This is a genomic window from Limnovirga soli (assembly GCF_013106755.1).
Taxonomy (GTDB): domain Bacteria; phylum Bacteroidota; class Bacteroidia; order Chitinophagales; family Chitinophagaceae; genus Limnovirga; species Limnovirga soli.
Map to the genome: position 1 here is coordinate 201,187 of NZ_WHPF01000002.1, position 26,294 is coordinate 227,480.

Annotated in this window: 14 protein-coding genes and 1 tRNA gene; 9 read left to right on the forward strand and 6 right to left on the reverse strand. The window is 36.4% G+C overall.

What is annotated here, in order from left to right:
* Positions 1–151: 151 nt before the first annotated feature.
* The gene (locus GD597_RS02715) at positions 152–3,364 is read left to right on the forward strand and encodes a CheR family methyltransferase (RefSeq protein WP_171606274.1); all 3,213 of its coding nucleotides are present in this window, start codon (positions 152–154) and stop codon (positions 3,362–3,364) included.
* A gap of 21 nt (positions 3,365–3,385) precedes the next feature.
* On the opposite strand, the gene recF is transcribed toward GD597_RS02715, so the two are convergent.
* The 5 genes from recF to ung all read right to left on the reverse strand — a co-directional run bounded on the left by recF (position 3,386) and on the right by ung (position 10,625).
* Positions 3,386–4,468, reverse strand: coding sequence for a DNA replication/repair protein RecF (gene recF, locus GD597_RS02720; protein ID WP_171606275.1), 1,083 nt, complete (start codon positions 4,466–4,468; stop codon positions 3,386–3,388).
* A 273-nt stretch (positions 4,469–4,741) separates the two neighbouring features.
* Positions 4,742–6,046, reverse strand: coding sequence for a hypothetical protein (locus GD597_RS02725; RefSeq protein ID WP_171606276.1), 1,305 nt, complete (start codon positions 6,044–6,046; stop codon positions 4,742–4,744).
* A 10-nt stretch (positions 6,047–6,056) separates the two neighbouring features.
* Complete coding sequence (gene gyrA, locus GD597_RS02730; protein WP_171606277.1) at positions 6,057–8,687, reverse strand: DNA gyrase subunit A; 2,631 nt, start codon at positions 8,685–8,687, stop codon at positions 6,057–6,059.
* Between the two features lie 513 nt (positions 8,688–9,200).
* Positions 9,201–9,935 carry a lysophospholipid acyltransferase family protein gene (locus GD597_RS02735; protein ID WP_171606278.1) on the reverse strand — a complete coding sequence of 245 codons (735 nt, stop codon included), beginning with the start codon at positions 9,933–9,935 and terminating at the stop codon, positions 9,201–9,203.
* A 15-nt stretch (positions 9,936–9,950) separates the two neighbouring features.
* Complete coding sequence (gene ung, locus GD597_RS02740) at positions 9,951–10,625, reverse strand: uracil-DNA glycosylase (protein WP_171606279.1); 675 nt, start codon at positions 10,623–10,625, stop codon at positions 9,951–9,953.
* A 57-nt stretch (positions 10,626–10,682) separates the two neighbouring features.
* On the opposite strand from ung, the gene GD597_RS02745 reads away from it, so the two are divergent.
* The 7 genes from GD597_RS02745 (at position 10,683) to GD597_RS02775 (ending at position 23,110) form a co-directional block, all read left to right on the forward strand.
* Positions 10,683–10,756 (forward strand) — tRNA-Arg (locus GD597_RS02745).
* A 172-nt stretch (positions 10,757–10,928) separates the two neighbouring features.
* A complete protein-coding gene (locus tag GD597_RS02750) occupies positions 10,929–14,447 on the forward strand; it encodes a T9SS type B sorting domain-containing protein (RefSeq protein WP_171606280.1) in 3,519 nt (1,172 codons plus the stop codon).
* Positions 14,448–14,860: 413 nt separating this feature from the next.
* A complete protein-coding gene (locus GD597_RS02755) occupies positions 14,861–16,249 on the forward strand; it encodes a carboxylesterase family protein (RefSeq protein ID WP_171606281.1) in 1,389 nt (462 codons plus the stop codon).
* 320 nt (positions 16,250–16,569) lie between these two features.
* Positions 16,570–17,091 carry a hypothetical protein gene (locus GD597_RS02760; RefSeq protein WP_171606282.1) on the forward strand — a complete coding sequence of 174 codons (522 nt, stop codon included), beginning with the start codon at positions 16,570–16,572 and terminating at the stop codon, positions 17,089–17,091.
* A gap of 29 nt (positions 17,092–17,120) precedes the next feature.
* A complete protein-coding gene (locus GD597_RS02765; protein WP_171606283.1) occupies positions 17,121–20,264 on the forward strand; it encodes a ligand-binding sensor domain-containing protein in 3,144 nt (1,047 codons plus the stop codon).
* Between the two features lie 43 nt (positions 20,265–20,307).
* A complete protein-coding gene (locus GD597_RS02770) occupies positions 20,308–20,940 on the forward strand; it encodes a response regulator (RefSeq protein WP_171606284.1) in 633 nt (210 codons plus the stop codon).
* A 358-nt stretch (positions 20,941–21,298) separates the two neighbouring features.
* The gene (locus GD597_RS02775) at positions 21,299–23,110 is read left to right on the forward strand and encodes a T9SS type A sorting domain-containing protein (protein ID WP_171606285.1); all 1,812 of its coding nucleotides are present in this window, start codon (positions 21,299–21,301) and stop codon (positions 23,108–23,110) included.
* Positions 23,111–23,265: 155 nt separating this feature from the next.
* On the opposite strand, the gene GD597_RS02780 is transcribed toward GD597_RS02775, so the two are convergent.
* The gene (locus tag GD597_RS02780) at positions 23,266–23,622 is read right to left on the reverse strand and encodes a hypothetical protein (RefSeq protein ID WP_171606286.1); all 357 of its coding nucleotides are present in this window, start codon (positions 23,620–23,622) and stop codon (positions 23,266–23,268) included.
* Positions 23,623–23,903: 281 nt separating this feature from the next.
* On the opposite strand from GD597_RS02780, the gene GD597_RS02785 reads away from it, so the two are divergent.
* On the forward strand, positions 23,904–26,282 hold the full coding sequence (locus GD597_RS02785; protein ID WP_171606287.1) for a glycoside hydrolase family 127 protein: 2,379 nt from the start codon (positions 23,904–23,906) through the stop codon (positions 26,280–26,282).
* The last annotated feature ends 12 nt before the right edge of the window (positions 26,283–26,294 follow it).

Sequence of the window (26,294 nt, forward strand, 5' to 3'; positions counted from 1 at the left end):
AATAGTAGTATTACTGCAAGGCTAATAATTGCAATTGTTACATAATACACATAAACACGCCATTACTAATAATTAAAATCTACCTTTAATATACCCCCCAGAGATTAAATACTCTCTTTACCGCGATTTAAACCTATGATGAACCCAACCAATGATTAATAATGGAACTAATGTTGTGCCCATACCATCACAGTTTATAATTGCGATAGGTGCTTCTGCGGGAGGCCTTCAGGAAATTAATTCTTTTTTTGACCACACACCTTTGGATGGGGTTTCTTACGTAATTATCCAACATTTATCGGCTGACTATAAAAGTGTAATGGCAAATTTGGTCACCAATCACAGTAAGTTACAGGTTTTAGAAGCAACAGAAAATATGGTGGTGGAAGTAAACAAGGTATATGTGATTCCAAGCACCAATTACATGACAATAAACAATGGAAGGTTATTGTTAACTGAAAAGCAAAAAACCGGAACTCCTCATCTTACCATCAATACGTTTTTTAATTCCTTGGCGGATGATATGGGAAATAAAGCTATTGGGGTGCTTCTTTCTGGTACAGGGACAGATGGTACCAAGGGAATTGAAACAATAAAACTGGAAGGTGGTATGGTGTTGGTAAGCGACCCGGCAACTGCTGAATACAGCGAAATGCCTGCCAATGCCATTAAAACTGGTTTGGTAGACTATATTGTTGAGCCAGCAAAAATGCCTGCAATTATTGAAGAATATGTGAGGCGAAAAGAAAACTTAAAGGAAAATATTACAATAAATGAAGCTGAAGAAAAGATAAGAAAAGACATCGTTGATTTTATAAAAGAGCATTATCCTATTGATTTTTCCGATTATAAGCCATCTACCATTTTGCGCAGAATCAAAAGGCGAGCTGCAACTAAAAGCTTAAAAAATTTGGAATCCTATCTTGATTTATTAAAAGCAGATGACACAGAGGTTAAGGCTTTAACGCAGGATTTTTTAATTAGTGTAACAGCCTTCTTTAGAGACAAGGAAGCATTTGATTTTGTGGAATCATCAGTGATACCAGATATTATAAAAGACAAAACAAATGATGATGAAATAAAAATTTGGATAGCCGGTTGCGCTACCGGTGAAGAAGCTTACTCTATGGCAATATTATTTAAGGAAGCATTGGATAAAGCAAACAAGACTACCGACATTAAAATATTTGCAACAGACCTTGATAATAATGCACTTTCTTTTGCTAAAACTGGATTCTACGAGAATAGTATTAGTAAAAATGTGTCAACTGAAAGGCTAAACAGTTTTTTTACAAAGCAGGAAAATGGTTATAAGATAAGTGAAGTCATACGTAAAATGCTCATTTTTGCTAACCATGATTTGGTAAAAAATCCGCCATATTGCAATATGGATTTAATAAGTTGTAGAAACCTGCTAATTTATTTAAACCAAAACCTGCAAAAAAAATTGTTGACTATGCTTCAATTTGGACTTAAAAAAGATGGCTATTTGTTGCTTGGACCCAGTGAAAATATTGTTGAACAAAGCCCATTTATTGAAGAAGTAAATAAGAAGTGGAAAATTTATAAAATGCTGGAAGCGCAACGCAATGTGAACTTTGATGTTTTTTCACCGCCAGTATTGTCCGGCAATTCTGTGATTCCTGCAGAGTTGATTAAACAAAAAACTGGTAAAAAAAGGAATGATGGGTTAAATAAGGTTTTAAATGATGCCCTGATGCATGAAATGGGCAATGTAGGAGTTTGTGTTGATGAAGATAACCGGGTAGTACAATCTTTTGGAGACACGTCAAAATATTTATTACCTAAAATGTTCAATTTTGATCTTATTGAATTGTTGCCGAAAAACCTGTCCCTTGCTTATAAAAATGCCTGCAGACAGGTTGTAAAAACAAATAAAAAAGTAGAAATTAATGGCATTTCCATTCCGTTTAATAATGATGAAACGCTGGTTAATATAACTGTAATTCCATTTAAAGATGAAAGGAATGAACTTGATTTAAAACTTGTTCTTTTTAATGACAGTTCTTTAAATGAAGCATTTAAGAATGAAGGTCAGGCCTTTGATGAAAAATTGTACGCAAGTGAGCACATAAATAACCTGGAGGAGGAATTAAACCAAACCAGGATTAATTTACAGAATGCTTATGAAAAATTAGATGCTACCAATGAAAACATGCAATCTTTTAATGAAGAGTTGCTTTCTACCAATCAGGAAATGCAGAGTACTAGCGAGGAAATGCAATCTGTAAATGAAGAATTACATTCTATAAACGCAGAGTATCAATCAAAAATTAACGAGCTATCTGAGTTAAATGATGATTTAAATAATTATTTCAGGAGCAATGAAAATGGTCAACTTTTTCTAAGCAAAAAATTAGCACTCATAAAATTTTCACCTAGTGCTGTAAAGCATTTTAATTTGTTAGATACTGATTTGGGCAGGCCAATCACCAATATTTCTTCCAATTTAACGAATCAAACACTAGAAGCAGATGCAAAGGAAGTTATAGAGAAAGGTAATACCATTACCAAAGAGGTTGAAGCCATAAATGGCAATTGGTACCAAATGAAAACTATGCCGTATATAAGAGAAAAGAACAATTCTATTGATGGTGCCATAATAACATTTAACGATATTACTCAGTTAAAGCATGTTCAAAAAGAATTAGATAATACAAATAAAACACTTACTACTATAAATGCCGATTTGGACAATTTTGTATATACAGCTTCTCATGATTTATTAGGACCATTAAATAATATTGAACAGATTATTTCAATGCTGGATGAACATAAAGCCGCTTTTACCCCCGAAATAAATCAATATCATGCCTTAATGCAGACTTCAGTGGTGAAATTTAAATCATTAATCCGTGATTTGGCTGTAGTTGGTAAAATTGAAAGTCAGGGAATAGATTCGTTGCCAATCAATTTGTTACAATTAATAGATGAAATAAAATTGAGCATTCAAAGTACCATAAACAATTCTAATGCCATTATAACTACCCATTTTGATGTTGATGCTATCAGGTTCTCCAGAAAGAACCTGAGAAGTATATTATACAATCTGATTAATAACGCTATAAAATTCAGATCAGCTGAACGTACTATACAAATTGAAATTAGTACCCTAATTAAAGATGGCTTTGTACTGCTAAGTATTAGTGATAATGGTCTTGGTATACCCAAAGAACAAATAGGCAATGTATTTACCATGTATAAGCGAATTCATCAGGATATTGAGGGCCAGGGTTTAGGATTATACCTAATTAAAAAAATAGTAGATGCAACTGGAGGAAAGGTTGATGCGGAGAGTGAAGTAGGCAAAGGCAGTATATTTCATATTTATTTTAAATTATAGTGTAATAATCTATATAAAGTATTATAAACCAATTAATTGATATGGTATATTTAACGATTTAAATGTACCGGATAATCTTTCCTGATGCGTGTCAGTTATAAAGACCTGGCCATTTTCGGTTACACAAACACGGTGCATCAGATTAAACATACGTTGTGCATCCAGCTTTTCAAAAACATCATCCAATAACAGGAGAGGAGCAAAACCTTTTTTGGATTTCAAGTAGCTATATTCTGCCAATTTCAATGCAAATAATAAGCTTTTACGCTGCCCCTGGGAGGCCATAGTTTTAAATGGCAATTGGTGCATTTGTATTTCAATATCATCCTTGTGTATACCGCTACTGGTTCTTTGGAGATAAAGATCTTTCTGTTTGTTTTCGGAAAGTATTTCTGTGAAAGCTTTTTGCTGAAGCGGACTTATGTATTCTATACTTATAGCATCATCATCATTTGTTATATGTTGATATTCTTTGATAATGAGTGGAATAAAACTGGCCATAAAGGTTTTACGATAATCAAATATTTCGTTGCCAGAAGCAATTAACTGATCATCTAAAATGCTCATCAGTGTTTCGTCTAGATAATTTCTTTCAGCGGCTGTTTTTAGCAGGCTATTTCTTTGATCAAGTATTTTTCTGTAGGCAATTAAATATTGCAGATAATCTGGAAATAATTGTGAAAGAATTGTATCGATAAAATTCCTTCTGGCTTCACTGCCTTCGGTTATAAGTTGAATATCGTCTGGAGCCACAAATACTACCGGATACTGCCCAATATGGCTGGAGAATTTCTTATATACTTCATCATTGATCTGCAATTCTTTTCGGTTATTTTCACGTAAAATGCAGATTACGTTCCTGCTTTCTTCGTGCTTAGTAAAGGAACCTTCAATTCTAAATCCTTTCAATTGTTGAAATGTACTTTGGGTATCTGGCTTTGAGAAATAGCTTTTTGTAAAACATAAATAGTGAATGGCGTCTAATAAATTGGTTTTACCTGTACCATTGTTACCATAGATACCGATTATTCGTTCATTAAATGTAAATGAGTTATATAAATAGTTTCTAAACTGTGTAACCGTTATGTTTTGTAAGCTGATCATTAAGTGTGCAAGATATGATACACAAATTTAGAATTGATTTTCTGATGCCAGAAATGTGGAACCCTGAACCGAGCGTGGCAAGCGGAGCCTAATTAATAATGTATTTATGGCTACCTAAATTAAAAGAATATTATTAGCCTATAATTAACATTATGTTAAGTAGGTATTTAGAAACTCTTTTATTTAAACCCAAGTACCTCATTCCATTCTATATCTAAATAAAAAAACCGTTGCTGTTAAGTCAGCAACGGTTTTAGAATATAAATAGATTCCTTAGTTCTTATATTTATCGTGTTCGCTGTCGTATAATTTGTATTTAGCATCAAATGCATCAAAATCTTTAGGATTTACACCTTTACTTTTTTCTCGTTTCCAGGCAAATATATTAGCCAGATAATCTACCGATCTGTTTAAGCTATTACTTTCAGCTTTATTTCTATCTGTTTTTGCTTTTAAAACAGAGTATCCCTTCTCTAACCACTCGATAGATTTTGCAGCTATTTCTTGTTGTTCTTTAACAATGGCATCACGCTTTGCCTTTAATTCAGCCGACTGACCAGTATAATTATAAAACCTGTCATCTAAGGTTGTAAAAGTACTATAGTATAATACGCCGGTATTAAAAGCATAAAGTCCTTCTGCATTATTTAAATTAAATGCTTTTGCAAAAGCATCAGCAGCAGCCATTTTTAAATTTACTTGCTGTGTGCTATCCAGCGCATTTTGTTGGGCCTTGTCTGGAGATGCAAATGACTCAGCAAAAGTTACATAATCATCTTCCTTTAATTTACCTGCGGCATCATCTGCTTTATATTTCGCTACAATTTCCATTAAACTGGAATTGGTAGTTTGATAATTCATAGCAAATTGATTCCACAAGGATAATTGTTTAGGATGCGCTTCTCTTGCAACGGCCAGGTATTTATTAAATTCTGCTTCATTCTTTTTATCTGTTTCATAATTCAGAATGAATTTATAAATGTCAATATAATCCGCGTCATTAATTTTCCAATCGGCAAGTGCTTTATATCTTTTTACTGCATCATCTTGTTTACCTGCATTTTGAGCAGCATAGGCAGTATAGAGAACCACAGTAGTGTCAATGGTATATTTTCCTGTAGCACTTAATCCATTTTTACCTATAAATTCACTTACATTCTGGCAAAAGCTAAAACTAGCGTATGCATTATTCCAGTCGCTTGCCTGAAAATAGCTTCTTCCATTATTAAAAGAAATGCCATATAAAAGGCTAATTGCCCTGGAGCCATCTTCTTTAAGCAATTTCAAATCTGGTTCTTTAGTAACATATACGTCCAAAGCTGCTAAAGCATCGGTTCCTGCAGTAGTATATTTTTTGGTTAAAGCACTATCTGCATAAATTTCGGCGTAAACTTTAACCTTCCACAAATAGGTTTCAGCTTTGTCTTTTAATTTGCCTTCAGTTAATAGTTTATCTACTTCTTTCTTAGCATCGTCAAATTTACCAGTGCTGTAATCGATCACTAATGCATTGTAGTTCTGCGCCTTAGAGAATAAACATACTGCAGAAAGTAAAATGGCCAGGCATACTTTTTTCATGATGTGCAATTTATAATTGGTTATTTGTTGGATCTGTAATATCCTGATCATTATTATCTTCAGCAGCGTCTCCGGCTTCAGTTGAAGAAGTTGTTGTATCAGTACTTTGTGCTTCAATATTACTGTTTTCTTCTGTGTTTTCAGCTTCAATCAGGTCTTCTTCCTGTTCCTGAATTTTTGATATTGCCGCAATTTCATCCGTTTCATCAAGTCTTATTAGTCTTACACCCTGTGTTGCTCTGCCCGCTTCTTTAATACTGGAAACCGCAGTTCTAAGGGTAATACCAGATTTGCAGGTAATAATCAGATCTTCTTTGCCATCCACATCCAGTAAGCCAATCAAATTACCTGTCTTATCTGTAACATTAATGGTTTTTACTCCTTTTCCTCCCCTGTTGGTAATCCGGTAATCTTCCACCAGGGTTCTTTTGCCATATCCTTTTTCACTAACTACTAATACAGTTTTTTCAGCATCATCTTTTTTAACACATATCATGCCAATTACTTCATCATTTTCCCCATCAACTTCAATACCCGAAACACCTATGGCACCTCGGCCTGTTGGACGCACCTTATCTTCAGGGAATCTGATGGCTCTTCCGCTTTTAATGGCCAACATAATCTCGCAATTACCATCTGTCATTCTTGCTTCCAGCAACTCATCCCCTTCTACAATATTTATGGCATTTACACCATTGGCTCTTGGTCGACTAAATTCTTCCAGCAAGGTTTTTTTGATGGTTCCTTTCTTTGTACATAAGATGATATAATGACTATTGATATACTCTTTATCATCTAATTTCTTTACATCTATAATTGCCCTTACTTTATCGTCACCAGGCAATTGAATCAAATTTTGAATGGCACGACCCTTACTTTGCTTATCCCCTTCAGGTATTTCATGCACTTTTAACCAGTAGCAACGACCCTGTTGGGTAAAGAACATCATAGAATCGTGGGTAGAAGCTACAAATAAATGTTCTACATAATCTTCTTCCCTTGTTTTACTACCAATTGCTCCTCTTCCACCTCTTCTTTGCTGGCGATATTCAGTTGCCGAAGTTCTTTTAATATACCCTAAATGTGAAATAGTAATGATAACATCTTCTTCTTCAATAAGATCTTCAATACGCATTTCATTGGCCATGTATTGAATTTCAGTTTTCCTTACATCGCCAAATTTTTCTTTTATTTCCAGTAACTCGGTCTTAATCAACTCATAACGCAAAGGCTCGCTATCAAGCAGTTCCTGTAAATGCGTAATTAGTTTCATTAATTCATCAAACTCAGCTTTAATTTTATCACGTTCCATTCCGGTAAGGCGCTGCAACCTTAATTCCAGAATGGCTTTGGCTTGTATTTCATCAATACCCCAGCCAGCATTTATCAGGCTTTCTTTTGCTATATCAGGGGTTGCTGAATTTCTAATTAATCTAATTACTTCATCCAAATGGTCTAATGCAATAAGATAACCTTCTAAAATATGGGCCTTTTCTTTTGCTTTCTTTAACTCAAAAATGGCTCTTCTTGTTACCACTTCCATTCTAAAATCAACAAATTCAACAATTAAATCCCGCACATTTAAGATACGGGGACGGCCTTTTACTAATGCTACATTGTTGATGCCGTAGCTGGTTTGTAATTCGGTGTATTTATATAATTGGTTAACCAATACATTGGCAACACCATCACGCTTAAGGTCAATTACAATTCGGGTACCTTCGCGCTGGTTACTTTCGTTGTTCACATGAGCAATACCTTCAATTACCTTATCATTTACCAATTGCCCAATCTTATCTGTTAACATATCGCGGTTAACCTGATAGGGCACCTCGGTAATAATGATTTGTTCTCTACCGCTAGGCTTGGTATCAATATGGCATTTACCACGTAAAACCACTCTTCCCCTTCCCGTTAGCAAACCTTGTTTAACACCTTCCATCCCAAAAATAATTCCACCTGTAGGGAAATCCGGTGCTTTTACATACTTTATAAGATCGTCAATTGTTATTTCTTTATCCTCAATATATGCCACACAGCCATCGATAACCTCGCTTAAGTTGTGGGGCATCATATTAGTTGCCATACCAACAGCAATACCACTACTTCCATTTACCAATAGCTGGGGAATTCTAGTTGGCAAAACTGTAGGTTCTTCCAAAGAATCGTCAAAATTCAGCTGAAAATCAACGGTTTCTTTTTCAATATCTTCCAACATGGCTTCAGAAAACTTCTGCAGCCTTACCTCCGTATAACGCATGGCTGCCGGTGGGTCACCATCCTGGTTACCAAAATTACCCTGTCCGTCTACCATTGTATAACGCATATTCCAATCCTGCGCCATACGTACCAGTGTATCGTAAATACTGGCATCGCCATGCGGGTGATATTTACCCATTACTTCACCAACAATACGGGCCGATTTTTTATAAGCTCTGTTACTGTAGTTTGCTAATTCCCGCATTCCAAACAATACACGCCTGTGTACTGGTTTAAAGCCGTCTCTAACGTCAGGTAGTGCTCGTCCAACAATTACGCTCATAGAGTAATCTATATAAGCGGTTTTCATTTGCTCCTCAATATTTACCTGAATTATCCTATCGTTGTCACTGGTTTGCTCCGGTATTAAATTTTCTTCCATAAAATTATTAAATGATCCTCTAATCTCGTTTTTGGCAAGGGTGGCAAATTTACCTTTTTAGGCTTGAAATACAGCAAAAAACATCTGTTTTTTACAGGCTTTTATCCACAGTGTTAACAAGCTTTTATAGGTATTACCCTATTGAGGTTCAAAAGCTTTTAATTATGTATGGAAATGGTTAGATTGATTTAAACAGGGGGCTTTAGGCTGTAGACAATTTATGCTGCATTTGCCCGGGCTTTACGCTGCAAGTCCTCGCTCACTATCGTTCGCTGTGGGCTTTCCGCTGCAATCCCGCAGCCTGGCAGCAGCTGAATAAATAGGTAGCTGAATAAAAATGCAAGATATTGGTATTCAATACTATAAGGTCTATATTTTGTTTTTAATAATTAGGTTAAACCCATATGATTGTGTTTTAGATGCCATAGATGTGGAACCCTGAACCGAGCGTGGCAAGCGGCGATTACCAAAAGATATACAGCTTGATACATAAAAAATATCTAAAAATTGGATTTAACTATTGGCTGCATAGTAATTCCACATAATGTTAAATACCTTTTCTTTTAATTCTTTGGCGGTTAAACCATCGCTTTCTACAGGTGGTAAAAAATGCATTTCCATTTTATGCGGATATAAATAAAATGGTTTGTTGATGGGTAATACTTTTTTGGTATTAAAAAGCAAGGCTGGTATCACGGCTTTGCCAGTATCAATGGCTAGTTTAAAAGCTCCGTCATAAAAAGGTTTAAGCGGATCATCCGATCTGTTGCGGGTGCCTTCCGGGTAAATGACCATATCAAAACCGCTGGAAAGTACTTTTTTCATTTTTATATAACTTTCTAAACGGCTTTTGGTGCTTTTTCTATCTACCAGAATGCTGCCAATTATATAAAATACATTTACCAACGGGATGTATGCAAAACTGGTTTTACCAATGGTTTTGTTTGGCCGGGGCATAAAAGGGGTAGTTAATGGAATATCCATCAGGCTATTATGGTTACATACCACCACAAAATTTCTGTCTTTTGCAAAATGTTCCGCACCCTTAACTTTTACCGGACTGGCAATCATATAAAGATAAAAAGTCATCCATACCCTTGAAATTTGCCTGTGAAACCTGGCTTTATAGGGTTCTTTTAGAATATAACAAATAAGGTAGAAAAGATCTGCAATAATCATTGTGCTTACAAATAACAATAGCCCATATAAAGCCCAAATTCTACCAAAAATTTCTTTAAATAGTTTCATGTAATACCTGTTTTCTTATTGTGGATTCCAATCTATTGGATGTGTACCCTGTTTAATAAGTAATTCATTTGTTTTACTAAAATGCCTGCAACCAAAAAAGCCATTATGCGCACTTAAAGGCGATGGATGCGCTGCTTTAAGTATAAAATGTTTACTGGCATCTATTAAATATTGCTTTTCCTGAGCAAATTTGCCCCAAAGTAAAAATATAATCCCTTTTTTATGCTGTGAAATTGCTTTTATAACAGCATCTGTAAATTCAGCCCAACCAATTTTTGCATGGCTCATTGGTTCTGATGCCCTTACAGATAAGGATGCATTTAATAAAAACACCCCTTGATTTGCCCATTTGGTCAGATTTCCAACCGGAGATATTGGTATGCCGGTATCGGATTGCAGCTCTTTAAAAATGTTTTGTAAAGATGGCGGCAAAGCAATTCCATCCTGAACAGAAAAGGATAATCCATGTGCCTGCCCGGCACCATGATAGGGATCTTGCCCAAGAATAACTACTTTAATTTTACTAAACGGGGTTTTGTCAAATGCATTAAAAATGAAGTTACCCGGCGGGTAAATAATTTTCTTTTGTGCTTTTTCAGTCTTTAAATAATGGGCAATTTGTTTAAAATATGGTTTGGAAAACTCATCAGAAAGTACTTGTTTCCATTCAGATTCTATTTTTACATCCATATTTTTAAAGTTCTGTTTGGGTGCAAACTAATTAAAATTTACATTTGCCGCCTCAGAGGCCCGGTAGCTCAGTTGAATAGAGCAACAGCCTTCTAAGCTGTGGGTCATTGGTTTGAATCCAATCCGGGTCACAAAGATAGTCTCCTTATAGAGACTATCTTTTTTTATACTATTCTCCGAAGCACTGCGTTGTATTAACATCCCAATATTATTTGCGTATAAAATGTTGTAGAGATGTTTTAAAATTCATTTACTAAATCATAATGGTTTAAGCATTCTAATTTAATATTGCGTAGAGAAACCATGAAGCTTACTTTACCATCTATATTAAGAACATACATTTTTAAAAGTATTATAGCTGTTTTGGTATTTTTTGCCATTTGCCCATTACAAATTCATGCTCAATGTTCCTCCACCATTAATAGTTTTCCGTACAATGAAGGATTTGAAAGTTCCAATGGCGGATGGACATCCGGGGGAACCAACAGTGATTGGGCTTGGGGAATACCAATAAAATCTACCATTAATAAAGCTGCTACCGGGTCTAAATGCTGGATTACGGGCGGACTTAACAAAGTGGCATATAACAGTGGACAAAACAGTTGGCTAAAAACGCCTTGCTTTAATCTCTCCAATATTCAACACCCTTATATAAAATTTTATGTTTTTTGGGATACCGAAGGCCAATACGATGGCGCAAATATTGAATATTCTATCAATAATGGTACTTCCTGGCAATTATTAGGAAGCTTAAGTGATACTAAAAATTGTCTTAACGAGAACTGGTATAATGCCAGTTCAATAAAATTTTTGAATGATGCCAATGCATGGTCGGGCACCAATCAAAGTGGCAGTGGTGGTTGTGTGGTTGGGAACGGCAGTGGTAAATGGGTATTGGCCCAGCACACATTGCCATTATTGGCAGGTAAAACCAGTGTTAGCTTTAGATTTGTATTTGCTTCAGGCTCATCATGCAACAGTTTTGATGGATTTGCCATTGATGATTTTACTATTGGTGAAGCACCATCTAATGATGCATCTTTTACCTATTCCTGTGTAAACAATAATACCATTAATTTTACAAGCACCTCTACACCTTGCCCGGTTAGTTATTTGTGGAATTTTGGTGATCCTTCATCTGGCTCAAGTAATACCTCTACCCTGCCTAATCCTTCTCACACCTATGCATTGGCGGGTGATTATTTTGTGAGTTTAACGGTAACCGGGCCAGATAACGGCTCCTCTACCTATATAGAAACCAACTTTGAAATAATCAACAGTATTACCGCTAAAATTTTGCAGCCGGTATTATGTAATGCTGATAAAACTGGTGCGGCCTATGTAAGTTTTAGCGGAGGTGGCTCACAATTTATCTATAGCTGGAATACAAGTCCGGTACAAAACACAGATACAGCCAGAAATTTAGGGGCTGGGAATTATATAGTTACTGTGTCTGGATTAAGTGGATGTGCTGCCAATGCCAATATTACCTTAACAGAACCATTGCCTGTAAGTTATACTGTGGTAAACAGTAATGCCAGTTGCGGCAGCAATAATGGTAGTATTACACTTGATGTGAGTGGAGGGGTGTTTCCTTATACCTATCAATGGTCACCGAATGTAAGTACCTCTAATATTGCGGATCATTTATTTGCAGGCGATTATACCATTTTGGTAACAGATAATAATAATTGCCAAAAAACAATTAATACTACTGTTGCAAATAATCCAGGTACTCTTGCCATTACGGTTACTAACCTCAGTAATATAACTTGTGCTGGTGGTAATAATGGATCTGCTACCGTAAATGTAACTGGTGGTACTACACCTTATATCTATGATTGGTTACCTTTTGGTGGAGCTGGCAACACTGCCAGTAGCCTTGTTGCGGGTAATTATAAAGTAATTGCAACAGATCAAACCGGGTGTAAAGACAGTACGCAGTTTACCTTAACAGAACCATTACCATTACAAACAAACTTAAATATTCAAAATACACCTTGTGGAACCAATCAGGGTAGTGCATCAGTTAGTGTAAGTGGTGGTACAGGTAACTATCAGTATTTATGGACACCGGGTAATTTTACAACACCAACTATCAATAATTTGGTGGCAGGTAAATATATAGTGTTGGTTACTGATGCAAACGGATGCACAAAAATTGATTCAGCCATTGTTTCAGGAACTTCTGGTGTGAGCATACAATTATCGAAAACAGATTTAAGCTGTTTTGAAAACAATACCGGTGCCGCACAGGCTGTAATAACAGGCGGAGTACAACCCTATACCATTCAATGGTCAAATGGTGTGTCTACTTTTTCAGGCAACAATATCACCAACCTGCCAGCAGGAAAATATATTATCCAGGTGCAGGATGCCAGTATTTGCAGCGCAATTGATTCTATTTCAATTATTCAGCCTGCTGCAATAAATATTGGTATAACCACCACACCGGAAACCTGCAATAAGGGCAATGGTTCAGCTATCGCAACTGTAGGTGGGGGAACTGCTCCTTATAGTTACTCATGGTCACCTTCCGGGGGGAAGAACGCAACTGAATTAAACCTTTCAGCCGGAAATTATACGCTGACTGTTTTAGACGGAAATGGTTGTGTTTCCAATTCCAATGCGATCGTTACCGCCTCCGCTACTATTACCAGTACCATTACCGGAACTGCTACCAGTTGTGGGAATAATAATGGCACTATTCAACTCGATGTACAAGGTGGTTTGGCTCCATATCAATATCAATGGACGCCAGGTAATGTTAATTCAAATACACTAACCGCGTTGGCAGCAGGGAAATATATTGTGTTAATTACAGATCAGAATGGCTGTACTAAAAATGATTCTATTGATATAGCCCCTTCACAGGGAATTACAGTACAACTATCTGCAACCGATGCGCTTTGTGCAGCTACCAAAACTGGCACAGCGAATGCAGTTATATCCGGAGGTAATCTACCATATTTGGTAAATTGGGATAATAATCTAGGAGAAAATTTTAGTGGCAATACCATTACCAATCTTTCTGCAGGTATTTATACCATTCATATTAACGATGCAGACAATTGTACAGTACAACAAAGTATTACCATAAATGAACCTTTACCCATTGGTATAAATTTAATTTCTACGGCCGAAAATTGCGATGCGCAGGATGGTAGTATTATTAGCAATATTACTGGTGGCACCCAGCCATACCAATACCAGTGGTTACCTATAAATAGCAACTCCCCTAACCTTAATAATCTGGCTGCTGGTACTTATCAGCTTACTGTAAATGATGCAAATAACTGTATGGCAAATGCATCCGAAACTATTTCAAAAACAAACACACTCAGTATCACATTGGGGAATGATACTACCATTTGTTCAGGAGATATTATTCATCTTTATCCAGGCAGTTTTATCAGCTATTTGTGGCAGGATAATTCAATATCCCCTTCATTTTCTGCTATTACCGAAGGGCTTTATACAGTAAATGTAACCGACCAAAATGGCTGTACTGCAAATGCTTCCATAAATATTGTAGCCGATTGTGGTGATATTTATTTCCCCTCTGGATTCACGCCAAATCATGACGGATTGAACGACAATTTTGGCCCTATCGGGAATATAAATGCCATCAGTAATTATGAGATGAATGTGTATAACCGGTTTGGCAAACTGGTATTTCAAAGCAAAACTCCTGGAACTAAATGGGATGGTACCGTATTTGGTAAAGAACCGCAAAGCGCAGCCACTTATGTCTGGTTTGCAAAATTTGTTTTCAAGGGTACAAACTATACCCGAAAAGGTACTATTACTATCTTACGATAAAATGCTCCCTAAAGTTATTCTACAGTGCAACTGATCCGGAATTAAAATACATGCTATTGTACGGGCAGCGTATTAATAATTAAGCTTTACTTGCCACGCTCGGTTCAGGGTTCCACTTTTATGGCAGCAAATTATTACCATAAAAAACAGCTGATACATATTCCGGAAGTACAAGAGTGCGACGCAAGAAATGCCGCCACAATGAAGCATTGCCTGGCTAAAAAAATAAAGCAGGTAAATACCCTTTAAAGACCATAATATAATACAACACTGTTTTTATTAATAGTACCTTGCATGTGCTGTAGAACTGTGAAAGATTATCATCCCCCCTAACTCATTCAGGTTTTCCACTTATTTTCTAAACCGATTTTCTATCCAATCATTTAGTTTTTTAATTTAATAAACCAACCATCATGTTTACCCTTAAACTATTGGCATATGCCAATAAAAAAATTTCTGTTTTTATATACTTGTTATTGGTAATGTTACTGCTTCAGGTGAACGCTTTGGCACAGGATATAGCCAAAGCAAAATATTGTAATACACTTAGGTTTGATACGACTGATTTTTTTCAGGACAATCAGATTAGAACAGCAAATGTGAATTATGGCCGAAACACTGACTGGAATGGTGTTACTGGTAATTTAAACCTTACAGTTTATTATCCTGACAATGCAGCTGATCCATTTAAAAAACGTCCCTTAATTGTGTTGGTACATGGTGGTGGTTTTGTTGGTGGAACAGCGGTTTCTATGCAAACAGAAGCCCAATATTTTGCCCGAAAAGGTTTTGTTTGTGCCAGTATAAACTACCGTCTTGGTTGGGAGCAAACCTGTACGCCGGATAATAACAGTTTACCAGATGCCGCCTATAGAAGTTTACAGGATACGCATGCCGCTATAAGGTACCTGGTAAATAATGCCAATACCTATAAAATTGATAAAAACAACATATTTATGTATGGCAGAAGTGCTGGAGCCATTATATGTTTATTTACACAGTTTGTTAGCGAAGCAGCATTTAATCAAACTTTCCCTGGCACTACTGCCAGACTAGGTAGTTTAACACGCAGTTCAAATAATCTTACCAATACATTTTCAATTAAATCTATTGGCTCTGTGGCTGGTGGGGTAACAGATACCAGTTTTATTTCGGCTGAGAACATTATTCCGGTGGCCATGTTTCAGGGAACTTTGGATGATGTAATTCCATTTGCTACCGGTAATCCCTATGGATGTGTATATTTTGCTCCAACCTCAGGCTCTTCAGATATTACCAAAAGGTTAGATCATTTGGGTGGTTGCTATGAATTGGATTATCAACCAGGCATTAGCCATGGTGAAGTATATGAGGGGCTTGATTCATTTTTTTATAACAGGCTTTCTCACTTCTATAAAAGCACACTATGCAATGATTGCAAACAGGTTATTTATAACAATACCAAATTGCAACAAAGCAATACAGCCATCATGCATAACCTAAATACAACTTTTGTAAATCACTCAGCAGTGATGGTCCACGCCAATAAGGCAGATGTTACAATTAGTTTAAAAAGCTTTTATATAATCCCAAACCCTGCACAACAAATTACCAATCTTTATTTTAATAGCAGTGTTGCAGGCAATAAGTTCCAAATAAGTATTACCAATGCTTCGGGTGTAATTGTAGGGAAGCTGGATGGAATTGTTGTAACTGGCGTAAATTCACTGCAGTTAGATATGGGTAATTATATAAGTGGCGTTTATATGATAGAATTAAATACCGGTAAGGATATCCGAAATTTGAAATTGGTAAAAAACTAGTTGGGTCATTATAAAGCAGGCATTAATCAATACAATTTGGTTTATGTACCCAACTTTTAAAATACTAATAAGCTTTACTTGCCACGCTCGGTTCAGGGTTCCACTTTCATGGCAGCAAATTCGGGTAGATAATATTGCTGCTACAGGTACCGGAAGTACAAGTGTACGACGCAAGCAGGAGGCCATGAAATGATTTGTTGGGTAAACCCATACATTGCTTTTGTAAATAATTGGGCATAAGTGGCTTATCTTAAATTGTTTAATTACTTCATAAGTGTTTATAGTTGAAATAATTATCTATATTTTTATAAAAAAACTGTATGAAAAAGCAATTTTACAAAGGCCTTCAACAAAATTTTGTTGCAATACTGGCAATTAGTGCATTTATTTTTTTTGGCAGCATGAATAATCCAAATGAAACTGCTATTGCCAATAGCACCGCTGCTGCAAGCAGTACAGGTTACTCCATCAGTCTTAGTAACCTTAAGAAATTTATGATAGATTCTCTTGGTACCAAAAACTACGAAGGTGGTATGTATTCGAAACAGGACCTGTTAAGGGTGTTGAATAGTTTTACCAGTGATACGGTGTACCTATTAAATGGAATGCTGGGTTGCGATGTGGCAAGAGGTACGGGTTTGGCCTTAGCCTCTCCATCCAGTGCAAGTGTTGGGTTTGTAAATTGGTATGCAGCCGGATATTGCTACCCTTGTCCGCTACGTGCCTGTTGTCCAAAAAAGTTTTGTGTAATAAATACAAACAGGCGTTTTGTTGATTATATTCCATATACCAGTTCGGGTTTTACTTCTGCAGATGGGGCAATTGCATTTGCCGAGGAATAAATAATTGAAGCATTAAAATTAGGTTCACATTGAATTTTATTTCAAACCTGCAGCGCCAATTACCATTACTAGTTTTTTACTTGTTTGGCTTGTTTTGTTGTATTAATGCAACAGCACAATCTTCAATTTTTAAGTTTGAGAATATTACATATGAACAGGGTTTACCCGATAGGGTTGTAAACGCTATAACGCAGGATAGCAAAGGTTTTATGTGGTTTGGATCAGAAGAAGGTCTTACGCGATACGATGGATATAATTGCCATGTTTACAGGCACCAAACCGGGGATAACCATTCTCTTGCCGGCAATGCAGTATATGCACTTTGTTCGGATGTAAACGGTGATATTTGGGTTGGTACCAATAATGGACTTTGCCGTTACAATGCGGTTAATAACCGCTTTGATGTTTTTTTACATGATAGTACCAATATTAATTCTATTTCCTCCAATCAGATTTTTGCTCTGGCAAAAGACACTAAGGGCCAACTTTGGATAGGTACTTATGGGGGTGGACTAGATAAGCTGGAGATAAATAATGGAAAATATACCTTTATCCATTTCCAAAATGCAGCATCCGATACCAGTAGTATTGCTGCCAATGAGGTTTTTTCAATTGTGTTTGATAAGCAGGGTTTTGGATGGATAGGTACCACAAATGGCTTAAATATATTAGACCCCCAAATTGGGAATTTTTATAGGTTTATCCATAGTAATACAGATGCAAACAGTATCAGCAATAACAATGTAAACCGCATATCTGTTGGCAAAGATGGTGCTGTTTTGATAGCTGGTTATGCGATGTTGGATAAAGTAAATTATAATCCGGCAACCAAAAAAATCACTGTAAAGCATTTATTGCCTTTCGTTTCCAACAATGCCAAAGAAGAATGGATAATAAATGATGCCATAACAGATATTAAGGGCAATTGCTGGCTGGCTTTAAATGATTTGGGGTTGGTTAAATGCGCCCCTATTAACAATAAAAACACTTTTCAAACAACCACATATGTGCATGCTTCCCAAAATACGGGTAGTCTGGCATCTTCCAATGTTTATTGCCTGTACCAGGATAGGGCTGGGTTAATCTGGATTGGCACATCAAAAGGGGTATCTAAATATATACCTGCAAAAGAAATATTTAATGATAGCTATGCTTTATCGCATTTTATTACCGCAAACAGGTTTATTCTTGCTATTGCCACTGACAACCAAAACAGGCTATGGCTAGCCTCAGATACAGATACTCTTAATGTATTAAACTGCGACCAAAACAATAACTGGTCACAACAAATCATTTCTCCCGTATTGGCTTCAAGTGGATTTGATCAGATAAATACCATGTTTACAAGTAAAAGTGGCGATTTGTATATTGGCACTATGTCGGGTGGTTTTTTTGTGGTACCTGCATCTGCCAAAATGCAGTATAAATCGGGTTGGATTTGTATTAATCAAGCAAAATATACTTCCTTACCCAGCAATAATGTATATGCTTTTGGTGAAGATAATAGGGGCAATATTTTAATTGGCACCTACAAAGGGCTTTGCAGGTATAATAGGCAGAACAATCTTTTAGAACCCTTGTATATAAACAATTCTGCTGCTATTTTACCTGAGTATACCATCAGATCAATAATTTCAAATCCTGATGGCAGTATTTGGTGTGGTACCGATAATGGCATACAGGTTATACACCATAAACAAATTGTCAAATCCTATACTACCTATAACGCAGTTACCGGATTAAGCAATTATAATATTACTTCTATGCTAAAAGACAGCAGAGGAAATATTTGGGTGGGTACCAAAGAAGGATTAAACTGTTTTTTTGGGGGTAGAGATAGTGTTGTTCGTTTTTCAACCAGAAATGGTCTGTCTGATGACGGCATTAGAAGTGTGATAGAAGACCTTGCTGGTAAAATTTGGATTGCTACCAATCATGGATTAACCAAATACAATCCCACTCAAAAGCATTTTTATGTGTATACAGCAAAAGATGGACTTGTTACTGATCAGTTTGTTACTAATAGTGTAGCATCAGATAGCAAGGGTATACTATATTTTGGCACCAATAATGGTTTGGTTTATTTTAACCCGGCTGCCATTCGGCCAAATACCTATATACCACCGGTAGTAATAACTCAGGTTAAAGTATTCAATAAAAACATTGAGGAACTGGGAGATACTTCAATAGTTTCAAATTACCAGCAAAAGCAACAATTAATACTGCCTTATAATCAAAATTTTTTCTCTTTTGAATTTGCTGCGCTTAATTATACAAATACTTCCAATAACCAGTATGCTTATATGCTGGAAGGTGTAGATCATAGCTGGAATTATTCTGGCAATCTGCGTATTGCAAGCTATACGGATATTAAGCCAGGCCATTATACTTTTAAAGTTAAGGGTGCCAATAATGATGGGCTGTGGAATAATAGATTAACAACTATTGAGGTGATAATTTCACCACCATGGTGGCAAACCTGGTGGTTTTATGCCCTTTGCAGCATTACATGCTGTTTACTGGCTTACATAATTTATAGGGTTAGATTAAAGCAGGTATTACAGTTATATAAATTACGAAGCAGTATTGCAAAAGATCTTCACGACGATGTTGGCTCTGCATTAAGCAGTATTGCCATGCTTAGCAATATTGCCCAGGATGGAAAAACAACAGCTCATCTAAAACCTGATGAAATATTTTCCCGTATTGGCGACACTTCTAAAAGAATGATTGATTTGATGGATGATATCGTTTGGTCGGTAAATCCTGATAACGACCGCTTTAATAATATGCTGATCCGTATGAGGGAATATGCCGTTGAAATGCTGGAGATAAAAGATATTGCATTTACATTCAAGGTAGCCGAAGATATAGGTGACCTTAGATTGCCCATGCAAATGCGCAAAGATTATTTTCTTATATACAAAGAAGCCATCAACAATTTAACCAAATATGCCAATTGCACGCAGGCCGCTATTACCATTGAGCGTAATGGCCGTAACATTATTACAACAGTAGCAGATAATGGTAATGGATTTAATCCGGACATCATAACTTCTGGTAATGGATTGCGTAATATGCAGGCAAGGGCTACCAGTTTAAAGGGTAGACTTGAATATAAAACGGGCATTGGCAAAGGCACCCAGGTGATACTTACCATTGGTATGGCATAAACAGCATAAAATTTTGGCGGGGTATATTATCTTTACAACCTGCATGATAAATGTTCTGATATACGAAGACGATTTTGCTTTCAGGGAAACCCTGTGTATTTTAATAAATGGCACCGAGGAGTATAACTTGCTTGGTGCATTTGAAAATTGCAACCAAATTGCCACCCACCTTACCAAATTTCAGCCAGATGTAGTGATAATGGATATTAATATGCCCGGCACCAATGGGTTAGAAGGCTTGCGCATTATACGCGGCAACAGCCCTAATACGCAGGTACTTATGTTTACCGTTTTTGATGATAATGAAAATATTTTTCAGGCCATTTGTAACGGGGCCAATGGATATCTATTAAAAAAATCGCCACCTGCTAAAGTTATAGAAGCCATAAAAGAAGTACACGAAGGTGGGGCTCCTATTACCCCTGCAGTTGCCCGTAAAATTTTGGCTTTATTCCCCAAAACACCTGCCCGAAGTAACGATATTGATAAACTCGCCAGCCGCGAGCAGCAAATTCTGCAACTATTAATGCAGGGTTTTAGTTACAAAATGATTGCCGCAGAACTCACCATTTCTATAGAAACCGTTCGCACACATATAAAGCGCATCTACGAGAAACTCCATGTTCATTCTGCTCAGGAGGCAATTGCAAAAATTTACCCAAACCGCAGTTTGTAATTCATTATTAACCCGGCTCAGGTAGGTAGTGCAGCACCGCTTGCGTCGCACTCTTGTGCTGTATAACCAATTGCAGCTTTCCAAATACAAATCAATTATTATAAGATTTTTAAACACACCAGGCTATATCAAACTATCAGTTGCCATGCCGTTGCAGTACAAGTGAGTGACACAACCAGGCCGGGCATTAATGGACAGCTGGTTCAAGAATTATTGCCCAAATTGGTGCTTGTACCATGATTATGGTACAAAATATTGAAAATGGGATATTTAAACACATTAAAGTGGTATTGCAGCCCCTTGTATTACAGGAGACATTTGTGGTATAAAATCATTCACTACTTTAAAATGTTTAATTATGAAAAAATTACTTACAATTTGCTGCCTGTTTTTTTTAAATGCATTACAGGCACAATACTTTCAGCAACGTTATAACCTAAATTATGCAGTGCCAAAACTGCGTGATGAGCGCTTTAACAGCGGACTAATTTCCAGGGTTAATTATATTAACTTTTCTCAAAATTTTTACAATGTGGGTATTGGCACTTCTTATAACAACCCTGCCTTGCCTGTGCCAGACAATACCTGCGACAGGCTGCGTTTTACAAGTATTGGCACTTTGGGCTTAACATTATTTAGCAATGTGGCACATCAATTTGCAAGCATTGGTAACAGGTGGTATAATGCCAGTGGTAACAGTATTGCAGAGGTAGATAACAAACAAGGCACTGGCGGATATGTAGCTGTAGGTGCAGTAACAAATAACCCATTAACAGAAGCAACAGGTATTGCGGGTACCAGCGATATTTTGTTTACCCGCTTAGATGATTTGGGCAATGTCATCAGTGCCCGTCGTATAGATCTGGATCAATCTACCGATATTGCCTGGTGCATTCGTAAATCTGTAGTAGTAGTAAATGGCCAACCCACATGGATTATGTGTGGCCAATCTCAACGGGGTAATGCGTTTACGGATTGTTTTGTTGCCAGGGTGCTGGTAGATGGTACTATTTTATGGGCACGCCGTTATAATTTTGACCCGGGTGGTGGCCAGTTTAATTCTGCGGTATGTATAGCAAAACAGTTATGCGAAGGCCCTACCGGATTGATATATGTAGTAGGTACCATGCAGGATAACCCAGTGGGAGCTAATGGTATTGATGGACTTGCTTTTGCATTAACACAAAATGGAGGTGTAATTTGGAGTAGCACTTATAATGCTTTTACCGATGATGAATTTCAGGCAGTAAGATTTTCTGCAACTGGTACCCTGGCTATTGGTGGTTTTACCAATTTTGCAGCAGTTGCTCCAGTAACTTCTCATATGCTGTTTGCACAATTAAACATAGCAAATGGTGCAGTTATTTCTCAAAATATACTTAGGGCAGTAAATGGTGCAAATATATATAGCAGCAGATGTTACGATCTTGTTCAGGTACCCGGCAACCAATATTATCTTGCTGGCCCGGTTGTTATCAACAATGGCATTTATGAAATGATGTACAGAACTACACAGGCAGGTCTTGGACTTAATTGGTATAGGTATAACCGAATGAATTATAATGTAGGCTTTGGTATTGATAATCAGGATTTAATTCCAGGTGATGGGCTAGCCTATTTTTCATCTGAAAGAGATTCTTTAAACCCCACTTTTAGTGATTCTCATATGATGAGAACCGATTATAATGGCCGTACATGCAATATTTGCCCAGGTATATTACCTTCTAATACGCCGATATTTCTTAGTCAGGCCATTCGTAATAACAGAAACAACCCAACTGGTACAGCTTTACCATTAGTTTGGGCCTCATTTAATTACAGCAATAGTAATACCTGTAATGATGCTGCAATTATCTGTAATGGTATAGTAGCTGCTGCTCCTAATAGTGAAAATATAAGTAGTAAAGTTCTAAATAATAACAGGGATATTAAATTGTACCCCAACCCGGCAAGAAGTATTGTAACGCTGGAATTTAATAATCAGTTGGCGGGAGAATATAATTTTACTTTGGTAAACACAGAAGGAAAGATTGTATTGCAAAAGAATAAAGTATATAACAATGGTTTTTCAATTTCAACCATTGATGTGGCAACCTTACCAACTGGAATATATTTATTACAAATAAAAAATGGAGAAAATATAATAACGAAAAAAGTAGTGAAACAATAACAACCTTGAGAACACTTTAAATGAAGACTGCCTGTTTTTACAGGCAGTTTTTATTTGTGGAAGGTTTAATGCTGTTTTTTTGTTGCCTGTTGTGTAGGTGTACAAGTGTGCGACGCAAGTAAAGTTGCTATTTAATTGAAGTCTGGCTAATAAATTTAATTAAGGAAAAGCTTACTGTTATTGTCTTTGGTTTCTTTAAGAAATACTGCGTGTAGTTTGGGCTCCTGCATTTTCTCTTCTACCTTGGGTTTATGGTGGCGTATAATGCCAGCCAGTGAATACACTTTTACTTTATAGTTTAATTGAAATTCTTTATAGATAATTTCAATGGCTTCTTTATTGGGGATATCGTAACAAAAGAAAACTTTATCGAACCTGATAGCTTTGCATAGCTCTTCCGCTTCGGCTAAATTAGCTGCACTGATAACCGTTTCGGTTTTTTCATTCAAATCATGTGGAAAGGAAGGATTGTCGATCATAGCATCCTTGTCGTGAATAATAAGGGTATACATAGGTTAGGATTTTAGGGTAGATGGCATTTCACCATTAACCTTGTAAAATTAATGCCGAGATATAAGCCGGCTTATAGTAATATGCTATTATTTAAGCAGTTAAAAATATGGGATTGGTGTAGTAAAATATCTACAGGATTTTTTTATTGACTTTACTAACAGCCGCTATTATTCTTAGATAAATAACTATATTTTTTGTGGTAACAAACAGGTAATTCAAAAATAATTGAGCAACTTTATGCACTTACTGTAATACCTGTAAATAAAATAAATTGGAATAAATGAGAATCATACTGTTGGTGTTATGTAGCATATGTTTTTGTGTGGTTGAGGCACAAACTTATACCCCTGAATGGAATGATAGCAGAATGAAAGTAAAACCGGTGACTGCAATAAAAGCCTATGCTTTTAGATTGAAGGATGTTAACTTATTACCCAGTTTATTTACCGAGGCTGAAAAAGCGGATGTACAATATTTATTAAAGATAGATCCAGACCGGTTATTGGCTGATTTTAGAACACATGCTGGCTTAATTGCAAAGGGCGAAAGGTATGGTGGATGGGAATCATCTGGTTTGGCGGGGCATACACTGGGGCATTATTTATCAGCCTTATCGTTGCATTATGCTGCATCAGGCAATAAAGATTTTTTAAGCAGGATAAACTATATAGTATCCGAATTGGACGAATGTCAGAAAGCAAGAAAAACTGGCTATATTGGGGCTATTCCCAATGAAGATAGTCTTTGGCAGAGCGTAGAAAATGGCTTTATTAAATCCCGTGGTTTTGATTTAAATGGCGCTTGGTCACCCTGGTACACCGTACATAAAATTATGGGTGGACTATTAGATGCTTATTTATACGCGCATAACGAAAAGGCTTTGGCAATAAATATGGGAATTGCTGATTGGACAGCCCATATTACCCGAAAGCTGAACGATTCTTTGTTTCAAAAAATGTTAATCACTGAATATGGAGGAATGAACGATGCACTGGTGAATACCTATGCCATAACAGGTGAAAAGAAATACCTCGATCTTTCGTATAAATTTTATGATAGGGTAATTATGGATTCATTGGCCATTCAAAAAGACATTTTACCAGGGAAACATTCAAATACCCAAATTCCTAAAGTAATAGGCAGTGCCCGACGTTACCAGTTAACAGGAGATGTAAAAGACAATAATATTGCCCAATTTTTCTGGCAAACTATTGTACAACATCATTCTTATGCTACTGGTGGTAATAGTAACTACGAGTACTTAAGTGAACCCGATAAATTAAACAATAAGCTAACAGACAATACTACTGAAACCTGTAATACTTACAATATGCTAAAGTTAACAGGCGAATTGTTTGCTACGGCACCATCTGCAACATTGATGGACTACTATGAAAAAGCCTTGTATAATCATATTCTTGCATCTCAGAACCACCAAACTGGTATGACAACCTATTTTGTATCATTGAGAATGGGTGGGAAAAAAGAATATAGTGACGAATACAATACGTTTACCTGCTGTGTAGGCACAGGAATGGAAAACCACGTGAAATATGGCTCTAATATTTATGCACGGGGTAATGATGGCAGTTTATTTATAAACCTGTTTATACCATCGATACTAACCTGGAAAGAGCAGGATATTACCCTTAAAATGGAAACCTCATTACCGCTTAATGATTTTACAACTATAACTATAAACACAAAAAAAGCTATTAAATTTCCTTTACGTATTCGTAAGCCAGCCTGGGCAAAAACAGTGACATTAAAAGTAAATGGTAAGCTTCAACAACCCATTTTGGATAGTACAGGGTACCTGATATTAAGCAGACAATGGGCCAATAATGATAAAATAGAATTACAAACTGCACTTGATTTATATTCTCAATCCATGCCTGATAATGATGGGCGAAAGGCAATTTATTATGGTCCTGTGTTATTGGCAGGATTATTTGGAGATAAAGAACCAAACCCGATTGATATACCTGTATTTGTTACCAATGAAGCCAATCCAAACAAATGGCTTGAAAATGCAACTGGAAAAAAGGACATCTCATTTATTTCCAAATCAACAGTAATGGATAAGCAAATGGCACTTATACCTTTTAATAAAACTGCTGATGAATATTATACGGTGTATTGGGATGTTTTTACGCCTGAACAATGGATGGTTCAGCAAAAATTATATGAAGCAGAAAAAAGCAGGCAAAAATTGCTTGACCTGCAAACAGTTGATGTGCTAAGATTAGGAGAAATGCAGCCTGAAAGAGATCATGACCTGATAGCTGAAAAAACAAGTACAGGATACGAACATAACAGAAACTGGCGTATTGCAGATGATAGCGGTTTTATTGCCTTTAACATGAAAGTGGATAATAATTTGCAAAACACCCTGTTGCTAACTTATTGGGGAATGGATAATCGCGGCAGAACTTTTGACATTTATGCAAATGATGTATTGATTGGTACAGAAGACCTCAATAAATATAAAGAAAGTAAATTTTATGAAATACCCTACCCTATTGACCTGGCATTATCAAATTCTAAAAGCAGTATCCGGATAAAATTAGTTCCCCGAAAAAACAATGCTGCGGGTCCGGTATATGGCGCCAAAATAATTAAGGGTGATTTTAGCCAATTAATCAATACGTCAAAATAAGTATTCAATAAT

Coding starts and splice junctions, on each gene's coding strand:
- gyrA (WP_171606277.1), bottom strand. CDS start 8,687: ATGGAAGAAAATTTAATACCGGAGCAAACCAGTGACAACGATAGGATA.
- GD597_RS02735 (WP_171606278.1), bottom strand. CDS start 9,935: ATGAAACTATTTAAAGAAATTTTTGGTAGAATTTGGGCTTTATATGGG.
- ung (WP_171606279.1), bottom strand. CDS start 10,625: ATGGATGTAAAAATAGAATCTGAATGGAAACAAGTACTTTCTGATGAG.
- GD597_RS02715 (WP_171606274.1), top strand. CDS start 152: ATGATTAATAATGGAACTAATGTTGTGCCCATACCATCACAGTTTATA.
- GD597_RS02785 (WP_171606287.1), top strand. CDS start 23,904: ATGAGAATCATACTGTTGGTGTTATGTAGCATATGTTTTTGTGTGGTT.
- GD597_RS02760 (WP_171606282.1), top strand. CDS start 16,570: ATGAAAAAGCAATTTTACAAAGGCCTTCAACAAAATTTTGTTGCAATA.
- GD597_RS02750 (WP_171606280.1), top strand. CDS start 10,929: ATGAAGCTTACTTTACCATCTATATTAAGAACATACATTTTTAAAAGT.
- recF (WP_171606275.1), bottom strand. CDS start 4,468: ATGATCAGCTTACAAAACATAACGGTTACACAGTTTAGAAACTATTTA.
- GD597_RS02725 (WP_171606276.1), bottom strand. CDS start 6,046: ATGAAAAAAGTATGCCTGGCCATTTTACTTTCTGCAGTATGTTTATTC.
- GD597_RS02775 (WP_171606285.1), top strand. CDS start 21,299: ATGAAAAAATTACTTACAATTTGCTGCCTGTTTTTTTTAAATGCATTA.
- GD597_RS02770 (WP_171606284.1), top strand. CDS start 20,308: ATGATAAATGTTCTGATATACGAAGACGATTTTGCTTTCAGGGAAACC.
- GD597_RS02755 (WP_171606281.1), top strand. CDS start 14,861: ATGTTTACCCTTAAACTATTGGCATATGCCAATAAAAAAATTTCTGTT.
- GD597_RS02780 (WP_171606286.1), bottom strand. CDS start 23,622: ATGTATACCCTTATTATTCACGACAAGGATGCTATGATCGACAATCCT.